Source organism: Streptomyces sp. ADI96-02, assembly GCF_003846185.1.
Taxonomy (GTDB): Bacteria; Actinomycetota; Actinomycetes; order Streptomycetales; family Streptomycetaceae; genus Streptomyces.
Genome location: NZ_ML123034.1, coordinates 6,597,419 through 6,616,587 on the forward strand (window position 1 = coordinate 6,597,419; position 19,169 = coordinate 6,616,587).

Consider the following 19,169-nt stretch of genomic DNA (forward strand, 5'->3'; position numbering starts at 1 on the left):
GTGTCACTTCGTACCGCCTGAGAGGGAGTCGCCGGGCCGGGCGGGCCGTGCGGCGGGGCGGACGGGCCGGCGGGCGTCCTCCGCCGGCCCCGCCGGACGTGCCGCCGGTCGCTCGCCCCGCCTGCCTCCCGCGCGGGCGGCGGAAGCGCGGGCTCGCATCCGTAAATCGAACAGACGTAGCATTCTGGAGTGACCACGTTCGACTTCCCCCAGGATCTGCGCGAAGCCCAGCTCGCCCTGCACCGGACGCGAGCCGAGCTCGACCGGTACGTACGGACCCTTCCGAGACCGGTGGGGCCGGTGGCCGTACGGCGGAACGGCGAGCACCCGCACACCGACGGCCGCGCCCTCCACGAGGACGCCCCCGTACCCGGCCGCACGCGGGAGCAGAGGCGCCGGGTCGCCGAGTACCGGGCGCGGCTGAGGGACCTGGGCGCCGTCGTGGCGACCCACCCGTTCTGGCGGCAGTTCGAGCGGGGCGGGTCCGTCGGGGGCCGGACGCGGCTGCGGCCCGCGCCCGAACGGGCGGCCGGCACCGTCCCCGAACGGGCGGCCGGCACCGTCCCCGAACGGGCGGCCGGGAACGAGGCCGCTTAGCCATGCCCGGAGGCGACGTGTCCGACCTGGACAAGAACCGGGCCCTGGTCGACTGGCTCCGCTACCAGTTGCGGTACGCGGAGAGCCGGGTGCGCGAGCTGGAGGCGGCCGAACGGCGGGAACGGCGACGGGCGGAGCGCGCGCGGGCCGAGCAGTCCTGGAAGATCCAGCCGCAGCGGTCGAACGAGTCGGCCCTGCTGCACCGGGGAGGCTGCGCGCTGTACGAGGCGCCGATGGGCTTCGTCAACCGGCGCGAGGCGCTGATCGCGCTCGCGGATCCGGACATCCGGGCGTGCGCCGTATGCCGGCCGGAGACCGGCCTGCGAGAAGGCGCACGAGCCGTTCCGTAGGAGCCCGGCCCCCGGCCGGTGCCGCCCCGGCGGTGACGCCCCGCCGCCGCAGGCGGGCGAGGTCAGAGGAGGTCGTCGGGGGCGAGGTCGGGCCGCAATCGGTGCCAGGAGGGCTGGCGGAGGCGTCCGGCGCGGGTCCGGGTCGCGTAGCGGACCTCGCCGACCAGCCGCGGCAGCGCCCATCGGACCGGAGCCACCGGAGGAGTCTCGGCGAAGGGGCAGTGGTCGATCTCCGCCGCCCCGAGCAGTCGCCCGAGGTTCGCGCGCTCGGCGTCGCTCCACCCCGTGCCGACGTTTCCGGCGTAGCGCAGCGCCCCGTCGCGGCGTTCGCCGACGAGCACGGCCGCGGGCAGACCGGTGAGCCGGCCGTGCCCGGGGACCCACCCGCCGACGACGACGTCGACGGTCCGCACATGACGGATCTTGATCCACGCCTTCGACCGGACGCCCGGTTCGTACGGGGAGGCGAGCCGTTTGGCGACGACGCCCTCCAGCCCCGCCGCCCGGGTCGTCTCCAGCGCCTCGGCCCCGTGGCCGACGATCGCGGCGGGCGTCGACCAGCCGGGCCCGTGCAGCGCGAGCCCTTCGAGCAGGCGGCGGCGCTCGGCGTACGGGAGCGCGGTGATCAAGCGGCCGTCGAGGTGCACCAGGTCGAACAGCATCAGGCGCGCGGGCACCCGCTCGGCCATTCTGGCCGCCTTCGCGGGGGAGCCGGAGAGCCCCATCCGGGACTGGAGGCGTTCGAAGTCGCTCCGCCCCCGCTCGTCGAGCGCCACGATCTCGCCGTCGAGGACCGCCGGGCGGCTTCCCAGCGCTCGGGCGAGGGACAGCAGTTCGGGATAGGCCGACGTGATGTCCGCCCCGGACCGCGACCGCAGCACCACCGTGCCGTCGCCGGGCAGATAGACCATGGTCCGCTGGCCGTCCTGCTTCACCTCGTACGCGAACAGGCCGTCGGACCCCTCCGGCGGCAGGGCGCCGGGCGTCGCGAGCATCGGGGCGATCGCGGGCAGATCGCCCGGGGACCGGTCAGGAGGCACTGCGCTTCTCGGCCGCCGTCTTCTTCTCCGCGCTCTTCCTCACGCTCTTCCCCGCGTTCCCTCCCGCGCTCTTCCGGGCGGTCGACGCCGTCCGGCCTGTGCTCTTCCCGGTGGCCGTCTTCTTCGCGGCCGGCTTGCGGGCCGCCTTCCGGGCCGGGCGCATCTCGTGCACCGTGGCGTCCTCGTCCTCGCTGCGGGACTCCTTCGCCGCCTTCACCGACGCGTTCAGCGCGGCCATCAGGTCCACGACCTCGCCCTGCTTCTCCTCCTCGGCGGCCGGTGCGGGCAGCGGCCTGCCCTCGGACTTCGCCGCGATGATCGCCTCCAGCGCCTCGCGGTACTCGTCGCGGAAGCCGCTGAGATCGTCGATCGCCATCGTGCCGGTCAGCTGGACGGCCCGCTCGATCTCGTCGTCGTCCACCTCGACCTCCCGCGGCGCCAGGGACTGCGGGCTGCGGATCTCGTCCGGCCACTTCATGGAGTGGAGCACGATCGCCCCTTCCCGCACCCGCAGCAGCCCCAGCCGTTCCCGGCCGTGCCACGCGAACTTCGCCACGGCCACCTTCTCCGACCGCTCCAGGGCCCTGCGCAGCAAGGTGTAGGGCTTGGCGGCGACCTGGCCGTCGGTCGCCAGGTAGTACGAGTCGCTGATCCCGATCGGATCGAGGGTGTCGCTCTCGACGAACGCGACGATCTCGATGGCCTTGGCCGTCGGCAGCGGCATCTGCGCGAGTTCGTCGTCGCTGACCGGTACCGTCCGGTCCTTGGACAGCTCGTACCCCTTGCCGATCTCCTCCTGGGGCACGACCTCGCCGTCGATCTCGCAGATCTTGCGGGTCCGGACCCGGCCCATGTCCTCCAGGTGCACCCGGTGGAAGTGGATGTCGTGGTCCTCGGTGGCGGACACGATCTTCACCGGGATGGTGACCAGCCCGAAGCTGATCGCCCCGGTCCACAGCGGCCTCGGCATGGCTACCTCCAGGCCCCCCTGGCGGTACCGGTTCGACGGCCCCGCCGCCGCGTCACCTTCCCGCGACCGGGCGCCCGCGCGCGGCCCTGATGCGGGGACCGCGCTGCCGAGCCGGGCGGGCGCCCGGACAACGCCTGCCGAGGCGCCCACGCGTCCACGCTATGAGGCGGAGGCGGTCCCTGCCACTCACGGGGCGGACCGCCCGGTGGTTCGCGCGGTCAGTCCTCGGCCGTGACCTGCGCCCGCGGCTCCGGGGCCACCGGCGGCACGAAGCAGGCCGTGACGGTCTTGCCCGTCCGCTGCGGATGGGTGTGCCAGCTGTCGGCCAGCGCGTCGACGATGGCGAGCCCGCGCCCTCCGGTCGTCGTCAGGTCCTCGGCCTTCTGGTCCGGCGGGAGGGGGTCGGAGTCGTGGACGCTGACGTGCAGGCAGTGGCTGTCCCAGGTCAGGACCAGCTGCGCCTCGCTGTGCGCGTGCACATGCGCGTTCGTGACGAGCTCGGAGACGCTGAGCAGCACCGCGTCGACCGTCTCCGGCGACTGGCCCGCCCACTCCAGGGACTCCAGCCGCTCCCGGGTCCACTGCCGACAGGCCCGTACCCCACGCGATACGGGGAACGACTGCGCCCACCCCACCGCCCGCATCGACGTATCCCTGGTCACCGGAGTCTCCCTCGGTCGTGTGCCGGTACTCGTACCCGCGTTGGGGCGGGATACCGCTCCCGATCGGAGACCGCCGCCCGGACGCCCGGCCCCGGGCGCGGCCCGAAGCCCCGCCCGAAGCCCCGCCCGAAGCCGCGTCCGGACCCGTACCGCGCGCCTACCAGCTCACCCTCAGGCTCCGAGGGCTGCGGGACGTCGTGCCGGTCCGCCACACGACGGTGTCCACCGGGTCCTCCAGGCGCAGGCCGGGGAAGCGGGCGGCGAGGCCGTGCAGGGCCAACTGCAGCTCGGTCCGGGCCAGCCACACCCCGAGGCAGTAGTGCGCTCCCGCACCGAAGGAGAGCGTGGGCGCCTCCAACGGCGCGAACAGGTCGTGCAGGGTGTGCGGAGGAAAGACCTCCGGATCGCGGTTGGCCATACCGCAGTCGGCGAGCACGACCGCCCCCGCCGGGATCGTCACACCGCCCACCTCGACGTCCGCCGACGCGCGGCGCGTGGAACCCCGGTCGTCGCCCAGCGGGATGAGATGGACGATCCGGTCCGCGACGCGCCCGCCGGCCTCCTCGTCGGCGCCCAGGCGGGACCAGACCTCCGGCCGTTCCCCCAGCAGGTAGAGCAGCGCGTTGCCGAGCATGGTCATCGTGCTGTCGTGGCCCCCGACGACGAGACCGCAGACCAGGCTGACCAACTGCGCCTCGGGAACGCCGCCCTCCGCGTCGGCGGCTGCCACCAGGCCGCTGATCAGGTCGTCGCCCGGTGTGCGCCGCCGCTCGGCGAGCAGGTCCGCGCCGAACACGCCGAACTCCTTCAGCACCGACTCCACCTCCTCGCCCGAGTGCGAGCCGTCGGAGAAGGCGTGCTCGCTCCAGTGCCGCAGCCGGCTCCGCGCGGTCTCGTCCAGCCCCATCAGCCGGCTGATCACGGCCACGGGCAGCGGCAGGGTGAACTCGGCCACCAGGTCGGCCGGCCGTTCCCGGCCGTCCAGCCGGTCGAGGAGTTCTGCCACGATGTCCGCGATCCACGGCCGCCAACGCGCCACCGCGCGCGGGGTGAAGGCCCCGCGCAGAGTGCGGCGCAGCCGCAGGTGGTCCGCACCGTCCTGGTTGAACATCAGATCCGGGCTGTTGACGAGATCGGGTACGTCGGACAGGGCCGGCGCGTCGGCGGCGTACAGCAGGGCCCGCCCGAACCGCGGATCGGAGAGCACCTGCCGCACGTCGGCGTGCCGGCTCACCAGCCAGGCCGGTGCGCCTCCCGGCAGGGCGGCGAGGCGCGGCGGCCCCGCTTCCGCGAAGCGCAGGCAGTGCAGCGGGACCGCGGAGGAGGCGGGCTCCGGGTGATCGGTGGTGGTCATCGTGGCTCCTGGGCCATAACGGTGGGACGTGCGCGGGTGACAGGACGGAAGGACGGGAGGGACCTGGCGAAAGGACGGGCGAGCGGGCCGTGCGGGCGCGGAACCCGGCGTCACAGGGCGACGAGCACCTTGCCGCGGTCGCTTCCCCGGTCCTGGTACAGGCTGGCGTAGGCGGCGGGAATGCTGTCGAAACCGTGGTGGAGCGTGTGGTCGCAGACGACCTCGCCGCGCCGCACCTGGCCGCCCAGTTCGCTGTGGAGGTCCTTCCAGTTCTGCTCGGTGAACCACTCCAGCGAGAAGATCCCCCGCACGGTCGTGCGCGGGAACATGAGATAGGGCAGCAGCCGCGGGCCCACGGTGTCGTTGCCGACCTGCGTCGCCCACTGCCAGCACACCGCCACCTGGCTGTCGACGGCGAGCAGGGAGAAGACCGCGTCGGTGACCGTGCCGCCGAGGTTGTCGAAGTAGCGGTCGACGCCGTCGGGCGCCGCCGCCGCGAGCGCTTCGCGGACGGTGTCGGCGCTGTCCGTGTGCCGGTAGTCGATGACCGTCTCGAAGCCCAGGCGGGTGAGGTAGTCCGCCTTCTGCGGGGAGGAGGTCGTACCGATCACCCGGGCCCCCGCGAGCGCCGCCAGCTGGCCCACGAGCGCGCCCACCGCGCCCGAGGCGCCGCTGACGACGAAGGTGTCGCCGGGGCGGACCGTCATCACCTTGGTGAGCGTGCCCCAGGCGGTCATCCCGGGACCGCCCATCACGCTCAGCGCCGTGGGCAGCGGCAGGGCGTCGTCGTACCAGGACGGATCGAGGCGGCGGTAGGCGGGGAACACCATCGGGAACGTGCCGGTCTGCCAGGGCTCCGGCACTCCGGTGGAGACCACGTGCGACCGCCAGCCCCCGAAGCCCTGCACCAGGTCGCCGACGCGGTGGGCGGCGCGGGGACCGGCCTCCACCACCTCCATGATCGTGTCGGCGCCCATGTGCCCGCCGATCGGGGTGTCCAGGGCGATGCCCTGGAGGTAGGGGTCGACGGAGACGTACAGCGTGCGCAGCAGCATCTCGTCGGGCGCCAGACGCACCTCGACGTCCTCGACGACCTTCTCGTAGACGCGGTCCACGTCCGGTACGCCCTCGACGTGCTCGCGGACCACCCATTTCTCGATCCTCATGAGATCTCCTCGCTCTCCTCTGTCTTCTCGGTCTCGGTCTCGGTCGTTCCAGTCGTCTCGGCCTTCTCGGTCCGCGCGGCGGCGGTCCACCGGTCGACCGGCCCGGACGGCTCGGGCCGCACCGGAACCGGGATGACGCGATGCGTCGGCGGTGGTGCGGTGGTGTCGACGGACGCGGTGAAGTCCCGGCCGTCGTCCCGGCAGACGAACTGCATGACATGGCGTCCGGCGGCAGCCGCCCGGATCAGCCCGCCCGTGGTGGCCCACACCCCGGACAGGTAGAAGTCGCGCAGCCCAGGCAGTCCGGGCCCGTGCTTCTTGACCAGTTCCTCCAGCGTCTCGCCGCTCTCCACGAACGGCTGCCAGCCGAGGACGGTCCCGTCGTAGTTGCCGGTGTAGCGGACCTGGGTGAGCGGGCTGGAGACGTCGCGGACGACGATCGCGTCCCGGATGCCGGGGAAACGCTGCTCCAGGAAGTCCACCAGCGTCTCGCGGGCTCGCCGTTTCGCCGCGTAGTAGCCGCGGCCGTGCCGTACGGGCAGCGTGTGCAGCTTCTGGCCGCCGCGGCTGCGGGTGACCTGCTCGGGGCCCTCGTCCAGGGCCCGCCAGGGCGCGATGTCGCAGAAGTAGGTGGCGTAGACGACGGTGGTGCCGTCCGGCGAGAGTTCGGGGTAGTGCCGGCTGCGGAACTGGACGTTGATGCTCGGGTGGCGGATGCCGGTGAGCTGCGCCGCCGTCGCCTCGTCGAGCAGGTACGTCGTGCACGGGTCGCCCTCGGGAAAGGGACGGGAGAGGCCGAGGAAGAGCGTGAAGTACCCGGGGAAGACCATGCCGGGTTCGTGGATGGTCTTCGTGTAGAGCCGCTCGTACTCCTCGCCCAGGTACTTGCCCTCCAGGAACTTCATGGTCGTCGTGTAGCCGTCGCAGGCCGACACCACGATGTCGGCGCGCAGTTCGCTCCCGTCGCTGAGCCGCACGCCCGCCGCCCGGCCGTCCTCGACGATCACCGTCTCGACCTTCGTGTTGTACGTGACCTCGCCGCCGAGCCGGCGGTAGCGGCGCTCGATCGACTCGGCCAGACCGAGCGAGCCGCCCTCGGGGACGCCCGCGGAGAGGTTCGCGTGCGAGGCGAGCTGGAAGTGGAAGGGGAGCACGGGGAAGGCGGGATGCTTCTCGTAGAGGATGAAGTTGAACGCCTGGCGCAGCAGCGGGTCCTGGAACTTCGCCGAGTAGTCGCTCATCAGGACGGTGATCGTGGTGCGGACGGCGTTGAAGTACGGCAGGAACGAGGCGAGCATCCGCCAGCGCTCCACGCGGCCCATCAGGCCGACCGGTTTGAGGAACGGGTAGACCGCCAGCGCCTTGCGGAAGCTGCGCAACTGCGCGCAGAACTTGGCCACGAGCCGGGCGTCGGCGGGGGAGAGCTCGGTGAGGTGGGCCTGGAGGCGGTCGGGATCGGAGTAGAAGTGGACGGCCCGGCCGTCCTCGCCGCGCACGATGTTGAACACGTCGAAATGGCGGATCTCCTTGCCCTGCAGGGCGCCCAGCTCCAGCCAGATCTGGTGCATCTCGTTGCCGGGGCCGCTGCCCAGGAGCCAGCTGACGCAGGCGTCCAGCGTGAAACCGCCCCGGTCCCAGGCCGTGCAGCAGCCGCCGGGCAGTTCGTGCATCTCCAGGATGCGGGTGCGGTAGCCGTTCATCTGCGCATAGCAGCCGGTGGACAGGCCGCCGAGGCCCGCCCCGATGATGATCATGCTTTCCCGGGGTGGCCGCCCGCCGCGCCGTCGGCTGTGCTTCGTCTCGCTCATGAGCCGTCACCCTCCTGTGCCGACCACCGGTCGAGCTGGGGCAGGCGCCCCAGCCTGCCGGGGTGCCAGGGCTCGGCGCCCTTGCTCTCCCAGGCCCGGAACTCCAGGCCCAGCTCCTCGCAGAGGTACTGGGTGGCGAACCGGCCGGTGGACGCGGCGCGGATCAGACCGCCCATGCCGACCCACTGGCCGGCCATGGAGAAGCCGCTCAGGCCGGGCAGCCGCATCCGGTCCTTGCCGACGATCCGGGCCGCGACGTCGTCCGCGTCGGAGAACGCCTTCCAGGCGAGGATGGAACCGTTGAGGTTGCCCGTGTAGCGGTGGGTCGTCGCGGGCGAGGCCACGTCCACCAGCTCGATCCGGTCGGCGATCCCCGGGGCGCGGCGCTCCAGGAAGTCGCGGACGAAGTCGTCGACCTGGCGTTTGCGCCGGCGGTACTCCTTGCGGTCCGCCGTGCGCAGGTCCTTCCAGTACGCGAAGTCGCTGAAGTAGGTGCAGTGCAGGACGGAGCGGCCCGGCGGAGCGAACCCGTCGGAGTAGCGCGAGCGCGCCTGCACGACCAGGCTGTTCTGCAGGGCGCCGGGGAGCTGGGCCGCGTCCTGCTCGGTCAGCAGGTGGGTGGTGCTGTGGGCCTCCGCCGGGTCGAACTCGCCGCGCAGGCCGACGAAGGCGGAGACGACCGCGGGGAACAGGGTGCCCGGCCGCTGGAGGAGATCGGTGTACAGCTTGTCGATCCGGGGCCCGGTGTACCGGCCGCCCAGCAGCCCGTAGACGGTGGTGTGGCCGTCGCACGCCGAGACGACGTGCTCGGCGTAGTACCGCCTGCCGTTGCGGAGCTGGACGCCGATCGCCCGCCCGTTCTCGACCAGGACCCGCTCGGTGCGGGCCCGGTAGGTGACGGTGCCCCCCAGACTGCGGTAGCGGTCCTCGATCGAGCGGGCCAGGCCCAGCGAGCCGCCCTGCGGGAAACCGGCGTTGCCGTGGTGGGCGGCGGCCATGTTGAACAGGTACGGCAGGAGCGGGAAGCCCTCCGGGTCCTGGAAGAAGATGTTGCGGAAGGCCCGCCGCAGCAGCGGGTCCTGGAACTTGTCGGCGAACACGTGCATCGGCGTCGCGGCCGTCCGCCAGAAGAGCCGGAAGGCGGGCAGGACCGTGCGCAGCGTCGCCGCCCGCTCCCGCACGGTCCGCAGCGCGGGCGCGGTGAGGAAGGGGTACAGGTCGATGTCGATGAACCGCCTCAGATCCCGGGTGAAGGCGCGGATCAGCGGAGCGTCGGCGGGCGAGACCTCCAGCAGGTGCGACTCCAGCCGGTCCGGCTCGTTGTAGAAGGTCACCGAACGGCCGTTCTCGTCCTCGACCTTGTTGAACAGCTCGAAGTTGGTGACCGTCTTCCCGTCCAGCGCTCCCAGCTCGCTCCACACCTGGTGCGCGTCGTTGCCCGGCGCGGTGCCGATCAGCCACTCGATGCAGTAGTCGAAGAGGTAGCCGTCGCGGGACCAGGCGGTGCAGCACCCGCCGGGCAGCACGTGTTTCTCGAAGATCCGGGTCCTGGCGCCGCTCATCTGCGCGTAGCAGCCGGTGGAGAGGCCGGCCACGCCCGCGCCGATGACGATGACGCGCGGCGCTGTGCCCGGGGCGCGCTCCCGGTCGGTCCAGTCCGTCCCGTCGTCAGGCGCCATGGGTCGCCGCCTCTCCCCTCAGCACGGCGCGCACCAGGTCCGCGTTGCGGCGCAGGTGCTTGGCGTCGAGCATGTCGGCGTGGACTCCGGAGCCGCGCAGTACGGCGTTCGCGCCGGTGGAGCTGCCGTGCCAGGTGCCGTGCTCCCCGGCGGCGTACAGCGCGGCCTTCTCCTGGTCGGTGATGACGCTGACCGCCGCCGCCACCGTCCCGGTGTTGGGCGTGCGCCCGCAGAAGGCGAGGTACTCCGCGGCGTGCGCGAGCGTCTCGCGGGTGACGGCCTCGGAACCGGTGTGCTTGCGCAGATGGTCGGAGAGTTCGGCCTCGAAGGCGGCGATGCCCTCCTCGTCCGGTGTGTAGGCCCGCAGGATGCGCCGGGAGTCCAGGACCACCACATGGCCGACGTGGCGTCCGCGCCTCTCCAGCTCCTTCGCCGTCTCGAAGGCGAGGTTGCCGCCGAGCGAGTAGCCCAGCAGCAGGCAGGGGCCCTCCGGCTGGGCGGCGGCGACCAGGTCGGCGTAGCGGGTCACCTTGTCGTCGCCGGAGAGGTAGTTGAACCCGATGACCTCGTACTCGGGCAGCCGCTCCGCGAGCCCGCGGTAGACGAGTCCGTGCCCGCCGGCGGGCGGGAAGCAGAAGAGCGGCGGGGACTGGCCCGCGTTGAAGGTCAGGAAGGGCAGTTCGTCGGTGGTGGTGCTGTGCAGGACGTCCGCCACCGTGGCGGCCATGCCGTGCAGGGTGGTGACCTGGTAGAGGCGGCTGACTGGGACACCGACCCCGAACTCGGTCCGCAGGTGGTGGAGAAGTTCGATGAGCTTGATCGAACTGCCGCCGACCTCGAAGAAGTCGTCCTCCAGACCCACCTGTTCGAGCCCGAGGACGTTCATCCAGTGCCGCGCGAGGCTGACCTCGTACACGGTGACGGGCTCCTCGTGGGGCTGCTCGCCGGTCTCGGCGCGAGGCGCGGGGAGCGCCGCGGTGTCCACCTTGCCGTTGGCGGTGAGCGGCAGCGCGGGCAGCTCGACGACGTAGGACGGGATCATGTACGAGGGCAGCGAGCGCGCCAGGTGGCGTCGCAGGGCCCGCCGGTCCAGCGCCGCGCCGGGCGCCGGTACGCAGTAGGCGCAGAGCGCCGGCTCCCCGCCGGTGTCCGTGCGGACGGTCACCACGGCGCGGGCGAGCGGGGACCACTGCGCGAGATGCGCCTCGATCTCGCCGATCTCGATGCGGTGGCCGCGCAGCTTGACCTGACCGTCGGTCCGGCCCAGCAGGTGCACCCGGCCGTACGCGTCCCAGCGGGCGATGTCGCCCGTGCGGTAGAGCCGTTCGGGCCCGGCGTCCGGCTCCCGGCTCAGGGTGCGGGTGACGAAGCGGGCCCCGGTCTGCTCCTCGTCGCCCGCGTAACCGAGCGCTACCCCGTCGCCGCCGATCCACAGTTCGCCGGGCACGCCCGGCGGGACGGGCTCGCCGTGGGCGTCCAGGACGTGGAGCGTGCTGTTGGGCAGAGGCCGCCCGATCGGCACCATCAGACCGGCTTCCAGGTCGTCGACGGGGCCCTCGAAGAAGGCGCTGTCGATGGTCGCCTCGGTGAGACCGTAGGAGTTGACGAGCCGGGTGGCCGGGCCGCACAGCTCGCCCAGCCGCCGGAACTCGCCCACGCTCCAGGCGTCCGAGCCGACCACCAGCAGCCGCAGGAAGTCCAGCCGCAGGCCCTCCCGTACGCAGTGGTCCATCACGCCGCGCACCACCGCCGGGACGAACTCCGCGCAGTCGACCCGCTCCTGACGCATCGTCCGGTACAGGCGCGGGGTGTCGAAGAGGAGATCGCGGTCGGCCAGCACCAGATTGCCGCCGGAGCAGAGCGCGCGGACCAGGTCGCCGGTGAAGACGTCGAAGGAGGGGTCGGCCATCTGGAGGTGGACCCGGACGTCCGTCTCCAGTCGGTACTCCTGGCGCCAGGCCGCGTACGCGGAGGCGATGTTGCGGTGGCTGACGCGGACCGCCTTGGGCCGGCCCGTCGAACCCGAGGTGGTGATGACGTAGGCGGGCGCGTCCGGGTCGACGGCCTCCGGGGGAACGCCGGCCGCGGCTCGCGCGTCGTCCCCGGCCCCGTACAGCTCGGCCAGGCCCACCGCGGCGACCGCCGGGTCCGACGCCTCCCGCGCCAGCCCGTCGGCGACCACGACCAGTGCCGCGCCCGTCGTACGCACCAGGTGGGCGAGCCGGTCGGCGGGCTGGTCGGGCCGGACCGGCAGGTACGCGCCGCCCGCCTTGAGCACGGCGAGCAGGGTGACGACCAGCTCGGGCGACTTGTCCAGGCACACCACGACGACGGAGCCGCTGCCGACCCCCAGGGCGCGCAGCCGGCCGGCCGCGCGGGTGGCGCGCCGCTCCAGCTCCGCGTAGGTCAGCCGGTGCGTGCCCTTCGCGGACGGCATGGTGACGGCGACCGCCGCGGGCCGTTCCGCGGCGACCCGGCCGATCAGCGCGTGGACCGGGGTGAACGGCTCGTCGACGCCGGTCGTCGCCGGGGCGGGTGCTATGGGCAGCGCGGGACGGCTCCACTCGCCGACGAGCCGTTCCCGTTCACGCCCGTCGAGCATCTCCAGACGCGAGGTGGCCGCCTCGCCCGGCGCCCGCGTCATCCGGTCCAGGAGCCGGGTGTAGTGGGCGGCCATGCGCCGCATGGTCTGCGGGAGGAAGAGGTCGGTGTTGTACTTGAACACGCAGTGGAAACGGCCCTCCGCCTCGTCCTCGTACGCGGACAGGGTGATGTCGAACTGTCCCTCCTCCTCAGGGAGTTCGATGTACTCCAGCCGGAAGCCGTACTGCTCGGTCGCCACCTTGTGGGTGAGGAGGATGAACATCGCCTGGAACACGGCCGAGCGGCTGGGGTCGTGCTGGAGGCCCAGCTCCTCGACGAGCAGGACGAACGGGTACTCCTGGTTGTCCAGGCCGCCCAGGACGGTCCGGCGCACCTGTTCCAGCAGCTCGGCGACCGTCGGATCGCCCGTGAGGTCCGCGTGGAGCGGCAGCGGGTTGACGAAGTAGCCGTAGACGGACGCGAAGTCCTGCCGGGTGCGGCCGGTCACCGGACTGCCGACCACGATGTGGTCCTGCCCGGAGTAGCGGTGCAGCAGCAGGTAGTACGCGCTCAGCAGCACCATGAACGGCGTGACCTGGTGGGCGCGGGCCAGCGCGTGCACCCGGGCGCTCAGTTCGGCGTCGAGCGCGAAGAACTCCGAGGCCCCGTTGTGGGTCTGGACGGCGGGACGCGGCTTGTCCACCGGGAGATCGAGCAGCGGGACCTCGGCCGGCAGGTGCGAGCGCCAGTAGTCGAGCATCCCCGCGGCTCCGGGACCGGCCAGGAACGTGTTCTGCTGGTTGAGGAAGTCCAGGTAGCGGGCCTCCAGCGGCGGCAGCTCCGGCGTGCGGCCGTGCCGCAGCGCCTCGTACACCGAGAACAGCTCGTCGATGAACGTGAACGTGGAGATGGCGTCGGAGACGATGTGGTGGACGGCCTTCATGATGATCCAGCGGTCCGGGCCCCTCTTGAAGAGGCGGAAGCGGACCAGCGGGTCGGCGGCGAGATCGTAGGGCCGCCGGTACTCCGCCACGATCGTCTCGTGGATCGCGTCCCACTCCTGGCCCTGGACGTCGAAGAGCGAGACGTCGGCCTCGGCGTCCGCGTGGACCCGCTGCACGGCCTGCCCGTCCTCCAGCAGGAAGTTCGTGCGCAGCGCCGGGTGCCGTGCGACGAGGTGCCGGACGGCCTCGAACATCAGGTCCGGCTCCAGCGCGACGTTCACCTCGACGGCCCCGCCGATGTTGTACGCGTAGCCGTCCGGGTTGAGGTGCTTCAGGAACCAGAGCGCCTTCTGGTTCTGCGTCAGCGGGTAGCGCCGATCGTCCTGGTGCAGTTCCACCGCGCGGGACGGTCCGGTGTCCTCGGCCGAGGCCAGCTCGGCCAGGCCGTCGTGCAGCTGCGCCGCCAGCTCGCCGGCCGGGGTGCCGCTGAGCAGCGCCACCACCGGCAGGGCGACGCCCAGCTCGGCGTGGATGCGGGCCCGCAGCTCCATGGCGAGCAGCGAGTCCAGGCCCAGCTCGCCCAGGCCCGTGGCGGAGTCGATGCGGTCCGGGCCGGTGCGCAGCACCCCGGCGGCGATCGCGGCGAACCGTTCGCCGACGAGCGAGCGGCGCTCCTCCTCGTCCGCGGCCCGGAAGGAGTCGAGGAACCCGTTGCCCGACGCGCTGTCCGCCGGCGGGGCGGCGGACGCCGCCAGTTCGCCGACGAGCGGCGGCGGGGCCGGGTACCAGGCGAGGAACACCGGCCAGTCGACGACGGTGGCGACGACCAGCTGCGCGTGCTCCTGGCCGATGACGCGCTCCAGGACCGACATGCCGGCCTCCGGTGCGAGCGAGCTCATGCCGCGGCTGTGCAGGTAGTGGTCGACGAGCCCCAGCTCCTCGATCATTCCGGTGGCCCACGGGCCCCAGTCCAGACTCAGCGCCGGCAGGCCGCGGGCCCGCCGGTGGTGGGCGAGGGCGTCCAGGAAGGCGTTGCCCGCCGCGTAGTTGGTCTGGCCCGCGGTCGTCAGCAGCGAGGCGATCGAGGCGAACAGCACGAAGTGTTCGAGGGGTTCGTCCATCAGGTGCCGGTGCAGGAGGTACGCGCCGACGGTCTTCGGATCGTGCACCGCGTCGAAGGTGGACCGGTCCAGATCGGTGACCAGGGTGTCGCGGACCTGGCCGGCGAGGTGGAAGACCCCGCGCACGGGCGGCGGCCCGGTGCGCCGGTAGGCGTCGAGCCAGCTCGTCAGGGCGTCCTCGTCGGTGATGTCCAGCGGAGCGAGGACGGTCTGCGCGCCGAGGGCCTCCAGCTCCCGCAGCAGTCCCACCGCCCGGCCCTCCGCGGTCGCGGGATCGACGCCCGCCCACTTCTCGCGGGCGGGTACCGGCGTGCGCCCCACCAGAATGAGCCTGCGGGCCCCCCGGCGTACCAGCGTGCGGCACAGCAGCCGGCCCAGCGCGCCGAACGCGCCGGTCACCAGATAGCTCCCGTCGGGCCGCAACCGCAGCGGCAGCGGCCGGGTCAGGGCGTCCGCGGGACGCAGCCGGCTGGTGCGGCGGCCGTCCGGGCGCAGGGCGATCTCCTCCTCGTCGTCGGTCAGCGCCTCGCGCAGCAGGGCTTCGGCCTCGGCCATCACGTCCAGCGGCCCCGGTCCGCGCCGCGGATCGAGGTCGATGAGCTTGCCCGGATGGTCGATGAGCTCCTGGTGCCGCAGGACGCGCCCGATCCCCCAGGCCGGAGCTCCGAGCGGTTCGACCGCCTCGTCGGCCAGGACGGGCTGCGCCCCGCGGGTGACGATGTGCAGGCTGCCGCCGACACCCCGGGCGAGCAGGATCCTCGCGAGGGCGATCAGCGAGTAGCCGCCCGCCCCCGTGTGGTCGGCGATGCTCTGCCGGTCGCAGGCGGCGAGGGCGGGCCGGTCGAGGTTCCACAGGTGCAGCACCGGGCCGCCGAACGGCGTGCCGCCGCCGTCCAGATCGGCGAACAGGCGCTCCAGGTCGGCGTCGGAGGCCGGGCCCACGGTGAAGGAGCCGCCGTCGCCGGAAGCGGTGTAGCCCTCGCCCCGGCGCACCAGGCGGCAGCGCTCGCCCCGGGCCGCGGCGAGTGTGGCGAAGGCGTCAGCGACTCCCTCGCGGTCGGCGAGGAGCAGCCAGCCGTGCTCACGGGCGGCTGTCGCGGCGGGACCGGTTCCTTCCTCGGCGGGCCCCTGGAGGCAGGGCGTCCAGACCGGTTCCGCGAGCCAGGAGTCGATCGTCGTCCGGGCGACCGACGTCGCCGCCTTGGCGATGTCGGCGGCCCGGAATCCGTTGATCCGGCCCAGCGGCTCGCCGCCGTCGGCGTACAGGGCGATGTTCCCCAGCGTCGTGTCGGCGTCGGCGGCCGACAAGGTGGCGTGCGCCCAGAACGGCTGGTCGCCGATCGGGTCCAGGGCCACCTCGTCCAGGGACAGCGGCAGCCGGATCCCGGCGTCCGGCGCCGCGCCGTGGAGGATCTGCGGAGTCAGCAGGGCCTGGAAGCAGGCGTCGAGGAGGACGGGGTGGAGGTGGTGACCGGCGGCGCCGTCGCCGATCGCCAGGGGCGGCCGGATCCGGGCGAGGACTTCTCCGGGACCGACCCAGACCTCCTCGACGGCCTGGAAGGCGGGCCCGTAGTGGTAGCCGAGGCCGGCCAGCGCCGCGTAGCACTCCGGGCCGTCCAGGTGCCGGACGGTACGGGTGCGGATCGCCTCCGCGTCGAGCGGCGGGCCGCCGCCGCGGCGCTGTCCGGTGCGCACGACGCCGCTCGCGTGCACGGTCCGCTCGCCGTCGTCGCCGGAGGCCGAGGCGACGGTGAAGGCGGCGCTCTCCAGGGAGAGCGAGACCTGCACGGTCCGGTCCTCGCCGTCCGGCAGGAACAGCGCCTTGCGCAGTTCGACGTCCGCGAGCACGGCGGTGGTTCCGCCGGTCAGCCGCCGTACGGCCTGCGCGGCCATCTCCAGGTAGCCGGCGGCCGGGAAGACGACGGTGTCCTGGATGCGGTGGTCGGCGAGGTAGGGCAGCGCCTCGGTGTCGAGCCGGGCCTGCCAGGTGGGCTGGGTGTGGTCGGTGCGGCGGCCGAGGAGCGGGTGGTCGGTGTGCCCGAGCCGGACCTGGGCGACGGGCTTCGGCTCGGTCCAGTGCCGGTCGCGCCGGAAGGGGTAGCGGGGGAGCGTGACCGGCCGGCCGACGGGCTGGAGCACGTCCCAGTCGATGTCGACGCCGAGGTTGTGCAGGGAGGCGAGGGAGGCGGCGAAGCGCTCGCTCTCGTCCTCCTGGCGGCGGATCGAGGGCAGCGTCAGCCCGGAGGCTCCGCCGGCGTCGAGGCATTCGCGGATCGCGTGGCCGAGCACCGGATGCGGGCCGATCTCCAGGAACACCTGGTGCCCGTCGCCGGCCAGCCGGTCGACGGCCGACCGGAACCGCACCCGGTCGCGGACGTTCTTCCACCAGTACGCGGCGTCCAGCTCATCGCCCCGCGCCACGCCCTCGTCGCCCGTGAGGTAGAGCGGCACCTGCGCCGGACGGGGCTCCAACGGGGCCAGCTCAGTGAGGAGTTCGTCCTTGATCCGCTCCATGCCGACGCTGTGGTACGGCACTTCGACGGTGAGGAACCTGGCGAACAGCTGCTCCGCGCGCAGCTCCTCGGCCAGCAGGCGCAGCGCCTCCTCGTCCCCGGCCAGCGTGATGGCGGTGGGGCTGTTGACGGCGGCGACGGAGACCCGGTCGCGGTAGGGGCGCACCCGGCGCTCGGCCTCGTCCTGCGACAGGCTCACCGCGAGCATGGTGCCGGTCCCGGCCAGGGACTGCTGGAGCCGGCTGCGGTGCACCACGATTCTGGCCGCGTCCCGGAGCGTGTACACGCCCGCCTCGTGGAACGCCGCGATCTCCCCGGTGCTGTGCCCGACCACGGCGTCCGGCCGGACCCCGTAGGCACGCCACAGAGCGGCCAGCCCGACCTGGAGGGCGAAGTTCGCGGGCTGCGCGAGCCAGGTCTCGCCCATGCGCGAGGCGTCCTCGTCGGCGGACATCTCCTCGATCAGGGACCAGTCGGCGAACTCCCGCAGAGCCCGGTCGCAGCGGGCCACGGCTTCTCGGAAGACCGGCTCCTGGGCCATGAGCTGGCGGCCCATGCCCCACCACTGGGGACCCATGCCGGTGAAGACCCACACCAGCCGCCTGCGGTCCGCTTCGCGTCGCTGGTCGGCCAGGACCCGCGGGTGCGACTCGCCGCGCCCGAAGGCGGCCAGCGCCTCGTCCAGACCGGCCCGCGAGGAGTAGACGACGGACAGCCGGGACGGCAGGTGCTGGCGGCGGTGCGCCAGGGTGTGGCCGAGGTCGGGCAGCGCCACGGGGTTCGCGTCGTCGGCCAGTTCACGGCGGATTCCGGCGGCCAGGCCGGACAGGGCGTCCGGATCCCGCGCGCTCAGCGGCAGGATGCTCCAGCCGCGCTCGGAGGCGGGCGCCGCCGGGGCTTTCGGCGTATGCGGCGGGGCCTCCTCCAGGACGACGTGCGCGTTGGTGCCGCCGAAGCCGAAGGAGTTCACACCGGCGCGGGCCGGGCCCTCGTGGTCGGGCCACGGGGTGGGCCGGGTGGGGATCTCGTACGGGAGCGCCGCCGGGTCGATGGCGGGGTTCAGGTTCTCCAGGTTGATGTGGGGCGGGATGACGCGGTGCTTGAGGCTGAGCACGGTCTTGATCAGCCCGGCGATCCCGGCGGCGGACTCGGTGTGGCCGATGTTGGTCTTCACCGAGCCGACGTACGCGCGAGCGCCGGGCTCGCGTCCTTCGGCCAGGGCGCGGGCCAGCGCGAGGGCTTCGATCGGGTCGCCGACCGGCGTCGACGTACCGTGCGCCTCCATGTACTGGAGCGCGCCGGGCGTGATGCCCGCCTCCGCGCACACCCGCCGGATGAGGTCGACCTGCGCGTCGGGGTTGGGCACGGTGATGCCGTTGGTGTGGCCGTCCTGGTTGACGCCGCTGCCGAGGATGACCGCGTGGATCCGGTCGCCGTCGCGGACGGCGTCGTCCAGCCGCTTCAGCGCGACCAGGCCCACGCCCTCCGCCCGTACGTAGCCGTCGGCGGCGGCGTCGAAGGTGCGGGAACGGCCCTGGGGCGACAGGAAGCCGCCCTTCGTCTCGGCGATGGTGTACTGCGGGGCCATGTGCAGCAGGGTGCCGCCGGCCAGCGCGAGGTCGCTCTCGCCGTTGTTCAGGGCCTGGCACGCCAGGTGTACGGCCACGAGCGAGGAACTGCACGCGGTGTCGACGGACAGGCTCGGGCCGCGGAAGTCGAAGCAGTACGAGATCCGGTTCGACACCATGGTCATCATGGTTCCGGTCGCGGTGTGCGCGGCCAGCGTGGTGAAGTCCAGGTCCGCGAACTGGAGGATCTTGTAGTCCAGGGTGAACGCGCCGACGTAGACGCCGACGTTGCTCCCGGCGAGGTCGGCGGGCCGCTGGCCGCCGTCCTCCAGCGCCTCCCAGGCGACTTCGAGCAGCTTGCGCTGCTGCGGATCCATGTGGTCGGCCTCGCGCGGGCTGATGCCGAAGAACGCGGGGTCGAACTCGTCGAATCCGTCGATGTATCCGCCGCGACCGCCGACGAGGCGTCCGGGCTTGTCACGGTGGCGGCTGGCGAGCGTCGCGATGTCGTACCGGTCGGGCGGCGTGGGGACGATGCAGTCCTTGCCCTCGACCAGGTTCTGCCAGAACGTCCGGTGGTCCGAGGCGCCGCCGGGCAGGCGGCAGCCCATGCCGACGATCGCCACCTTGTTCCGTAACGCGCGGTTGTTCGCGTCGCCCATGGCAAGCTCCTCAAGTCGTCGTGCCGCGGCGGGGAGTGGCCGCGGCGAATCGTCGTGCCGCGGCAGGGGAAGGCCGCGGGCAGGTGCGTAGGGGGTGTCGGTCCGGCGATCGGAGGCGGGCGGGCACACCGGTGGTGCGAGCGGTGGGTGTG

The 19,169-nt window shown here is 72.9% G+C and carries 10 protein-coding genes; 2 read left to right on the top strand and 8 right to left on the bottom strand.

All coding sequences use genetic code 11. The annotated features are described in order from the left end of the window. Window positions 1–189 precede the first annotated feature (189 nt). Window positions 190–597 (top strand): hypothetical protein, encoded by a 408-nt coding sequence (locus EES43_RS28875; RefSeq protein WP_124271502.1) that lies wholly within the window; start codon window positions 190–192, stop codon window positions 595–597. A gap of 2 nt (window positions 598–599) precedes the next feature. Further along, on the top strand, window positions 600–947 hold the full coding sequence (locus EES43_RS28880; protein ID WP_124271503.1) for a DUF6233 domain-containing protein: 348 nt from the start codon (window positions 600–602) through the stop codon (window positions 945–947). Between the two features lie 62 nt (window positions 948–1,009). Here the strand turns inward: EES43_RS28880 and ligD are convergent, their stop codons facing one another. From ligD to EES43_RS28920, 8 genes are all read right to left on the bottom strand, one after another. Further along, on the bottom strand, window positions 1,010–1,942 hold the full coding sequence (ligD, locus tag EES43_RS28885) for a non-homologous end-joining DNA ligase (RefSeq protein ID WP_124272198.1): 933 nt from the start codon (window positions 1,940–1,942) through the stop codon (window positions 1,010–1,012). A gap of 34 nt (window positions 1,943–1,976) precedes the next feature. Further along, window positions 1,977–2,957 carry a non-homologous end joining protein Ku gene (locus EES43_RS28890; protein WP_124271504.1) on the bottom strand — a complete coding sequence of 327 codons (981 nt, stop codon included), beginning with the start codon at window positions 2,955–2,957 and terminating at the stop codon, window positions 1,977–1,979. A 218-nt stretch (window positions 2,958–3,175) separates the two neighbouring features. Further along, complete coding sequence (locus EES43_RS28895) at window positions 3,176–3,601, bottom strand: ATP-binding protein (protein WP_124272199.1); 426 nt, start codon at window positions 3,599–3,601, stop codon at window positions 3,176–3,178. Between the two features lie 175 nt (window positions 3,602–3,776). Then, a complete protein-coding gene (locus EES43_RS28900) occupies window positions 3,777–4,973 on the bottom strand; it encodes a cytochrome P450 (RefSeq protein ID WP_124271505.1) in 1,197 nt (398 codons plus the stop codon). Between the two features lie 110 nt (window positions 4,974–5,083). Continuing rightward, the gene (locus tag EES43_RS28905) at window positions 5,084–6,139 is read right to left on the bottom strand and encodes an MDR family NADP-dependent oxidoreductase (RefSeq protein WP_124271506.1); all 1,056 of its coding nucleotides are present in this window, start codon (window positions 6,137–6,139) and stop codon (window positions 5,084–5,086) included. Continuing rightward, window positions 6,136–7,947 carry a phytoene desaturase family protein gene (locus EES43_RS28910; RefSeq protein ID WP_241192568.1) on the bottom strand — a complete coding sequence of 604 codons (1,812 nt, stop codon included), beginning with the start codon at window positions 7,945–7,947 and terminating at the stop codon, window positions 6,136–6,138. The genes EES43_RS28905 and EES43_RS28910 overlap by 4 nt, the downstream gene beginning before the upstream one ends. After that, complete coding sequence (locus EES43_RS28915; protein WP_124271507.1) at window positions 7,944–9,626, bottom strand: phytoene desaturase family protein; 1,683 nt, start codon at window positions 9,624–9,626, stop codon at window positions 7,944–7,946. Before EES43_RS28915 ends, EES43_RS28910 begins: the two co-directional genes overlap by 4 nt. Beyond that, window positions 9,616–19,017, bottom strand: a complete 9,402-nt coding sequence (locus tag EES43_RS28920; RefSeq protein WP_124271508.1) for a non-ribosomal peptide synthetase/type I polyketide synthase — start codon at window positions 19,015–19,017, stop codon at window positions 9,616–9,618. Before EES43_RS28920 ends, EES43_RS28915 begins: the two co-directional genes overlap by 11 nt. Window positions 19,018–19,169: the final 152 nt, after the last annotated feature.

Excerpts from the sequence above, each read along its gene's own strand:
- EES43_RS28890 (WP_124271504.1), bottom strand. The coding sequence starts at position 2,957 with ATGCCGAGGCCGCTGTGGACCGGGGCGATCAGCTTCGGGCTGGTCACC.
- EES43_RS28895 (WP_124272199.1), bottom strand. The coding sequence starts at position 3,601 with ATGCGGGCGGTGGGGTGGGCGCAGTCGTTCCCCGTATCGCGTGGGGTA.
- EES43_RS28915 (WP_124271507.1), bottom strand. The coding sequence starts at position 9,626 with ATGGCGCCTGACGACGGGACGGACTGGACCGACCGGGAGCGCGCCCCG.
- EES43_RS28905 (WP_124271506.1), bottom strand. The coding sequence starts at position 6,139 with ATGAGGATCGAGAAATGGGTGGTCCGCGAGCACGTCGAGGGCGTACCG.
- EES43_RS28900 (WP_124271505.1), bottom strand. The coding sequence starts at position 4,973 with ATGACCACCACCGATCACCCGGAGCCCGCCTCCTCCGCGGTCCCGCTG.
- EES43_RS28880 (WP_124271503.1), top strand. The coding sequence starts at position 600 with ATGCCCGGAGGCGACGTGTCCGACCTGGACAAGAACCGGGCCCTGGTC.
- ligD (WP_124272198.1), bottom strand. The coding sequence starts at position 1,942 with ATGCTCGCGACGCCCGGCGCCCTGCCGCCGGAGGGGTCCGACGGCCTG.
- EES43_RS28920 (WP_124271508.1), bottom strand. The coding sequence starts at position 19,017 with ATGGGCGACGCGAACAACCGCGCGTTACGGAACAAGGTGGCGATCGTC.
- EES43_RS28910 (WP_241192568.1), bottom strand. The coding sequence starts at position 7,947 with ATGAGCGAGACGAAGCACAGCCGACGGCGCGGCGGGCGGCCACCCCGG.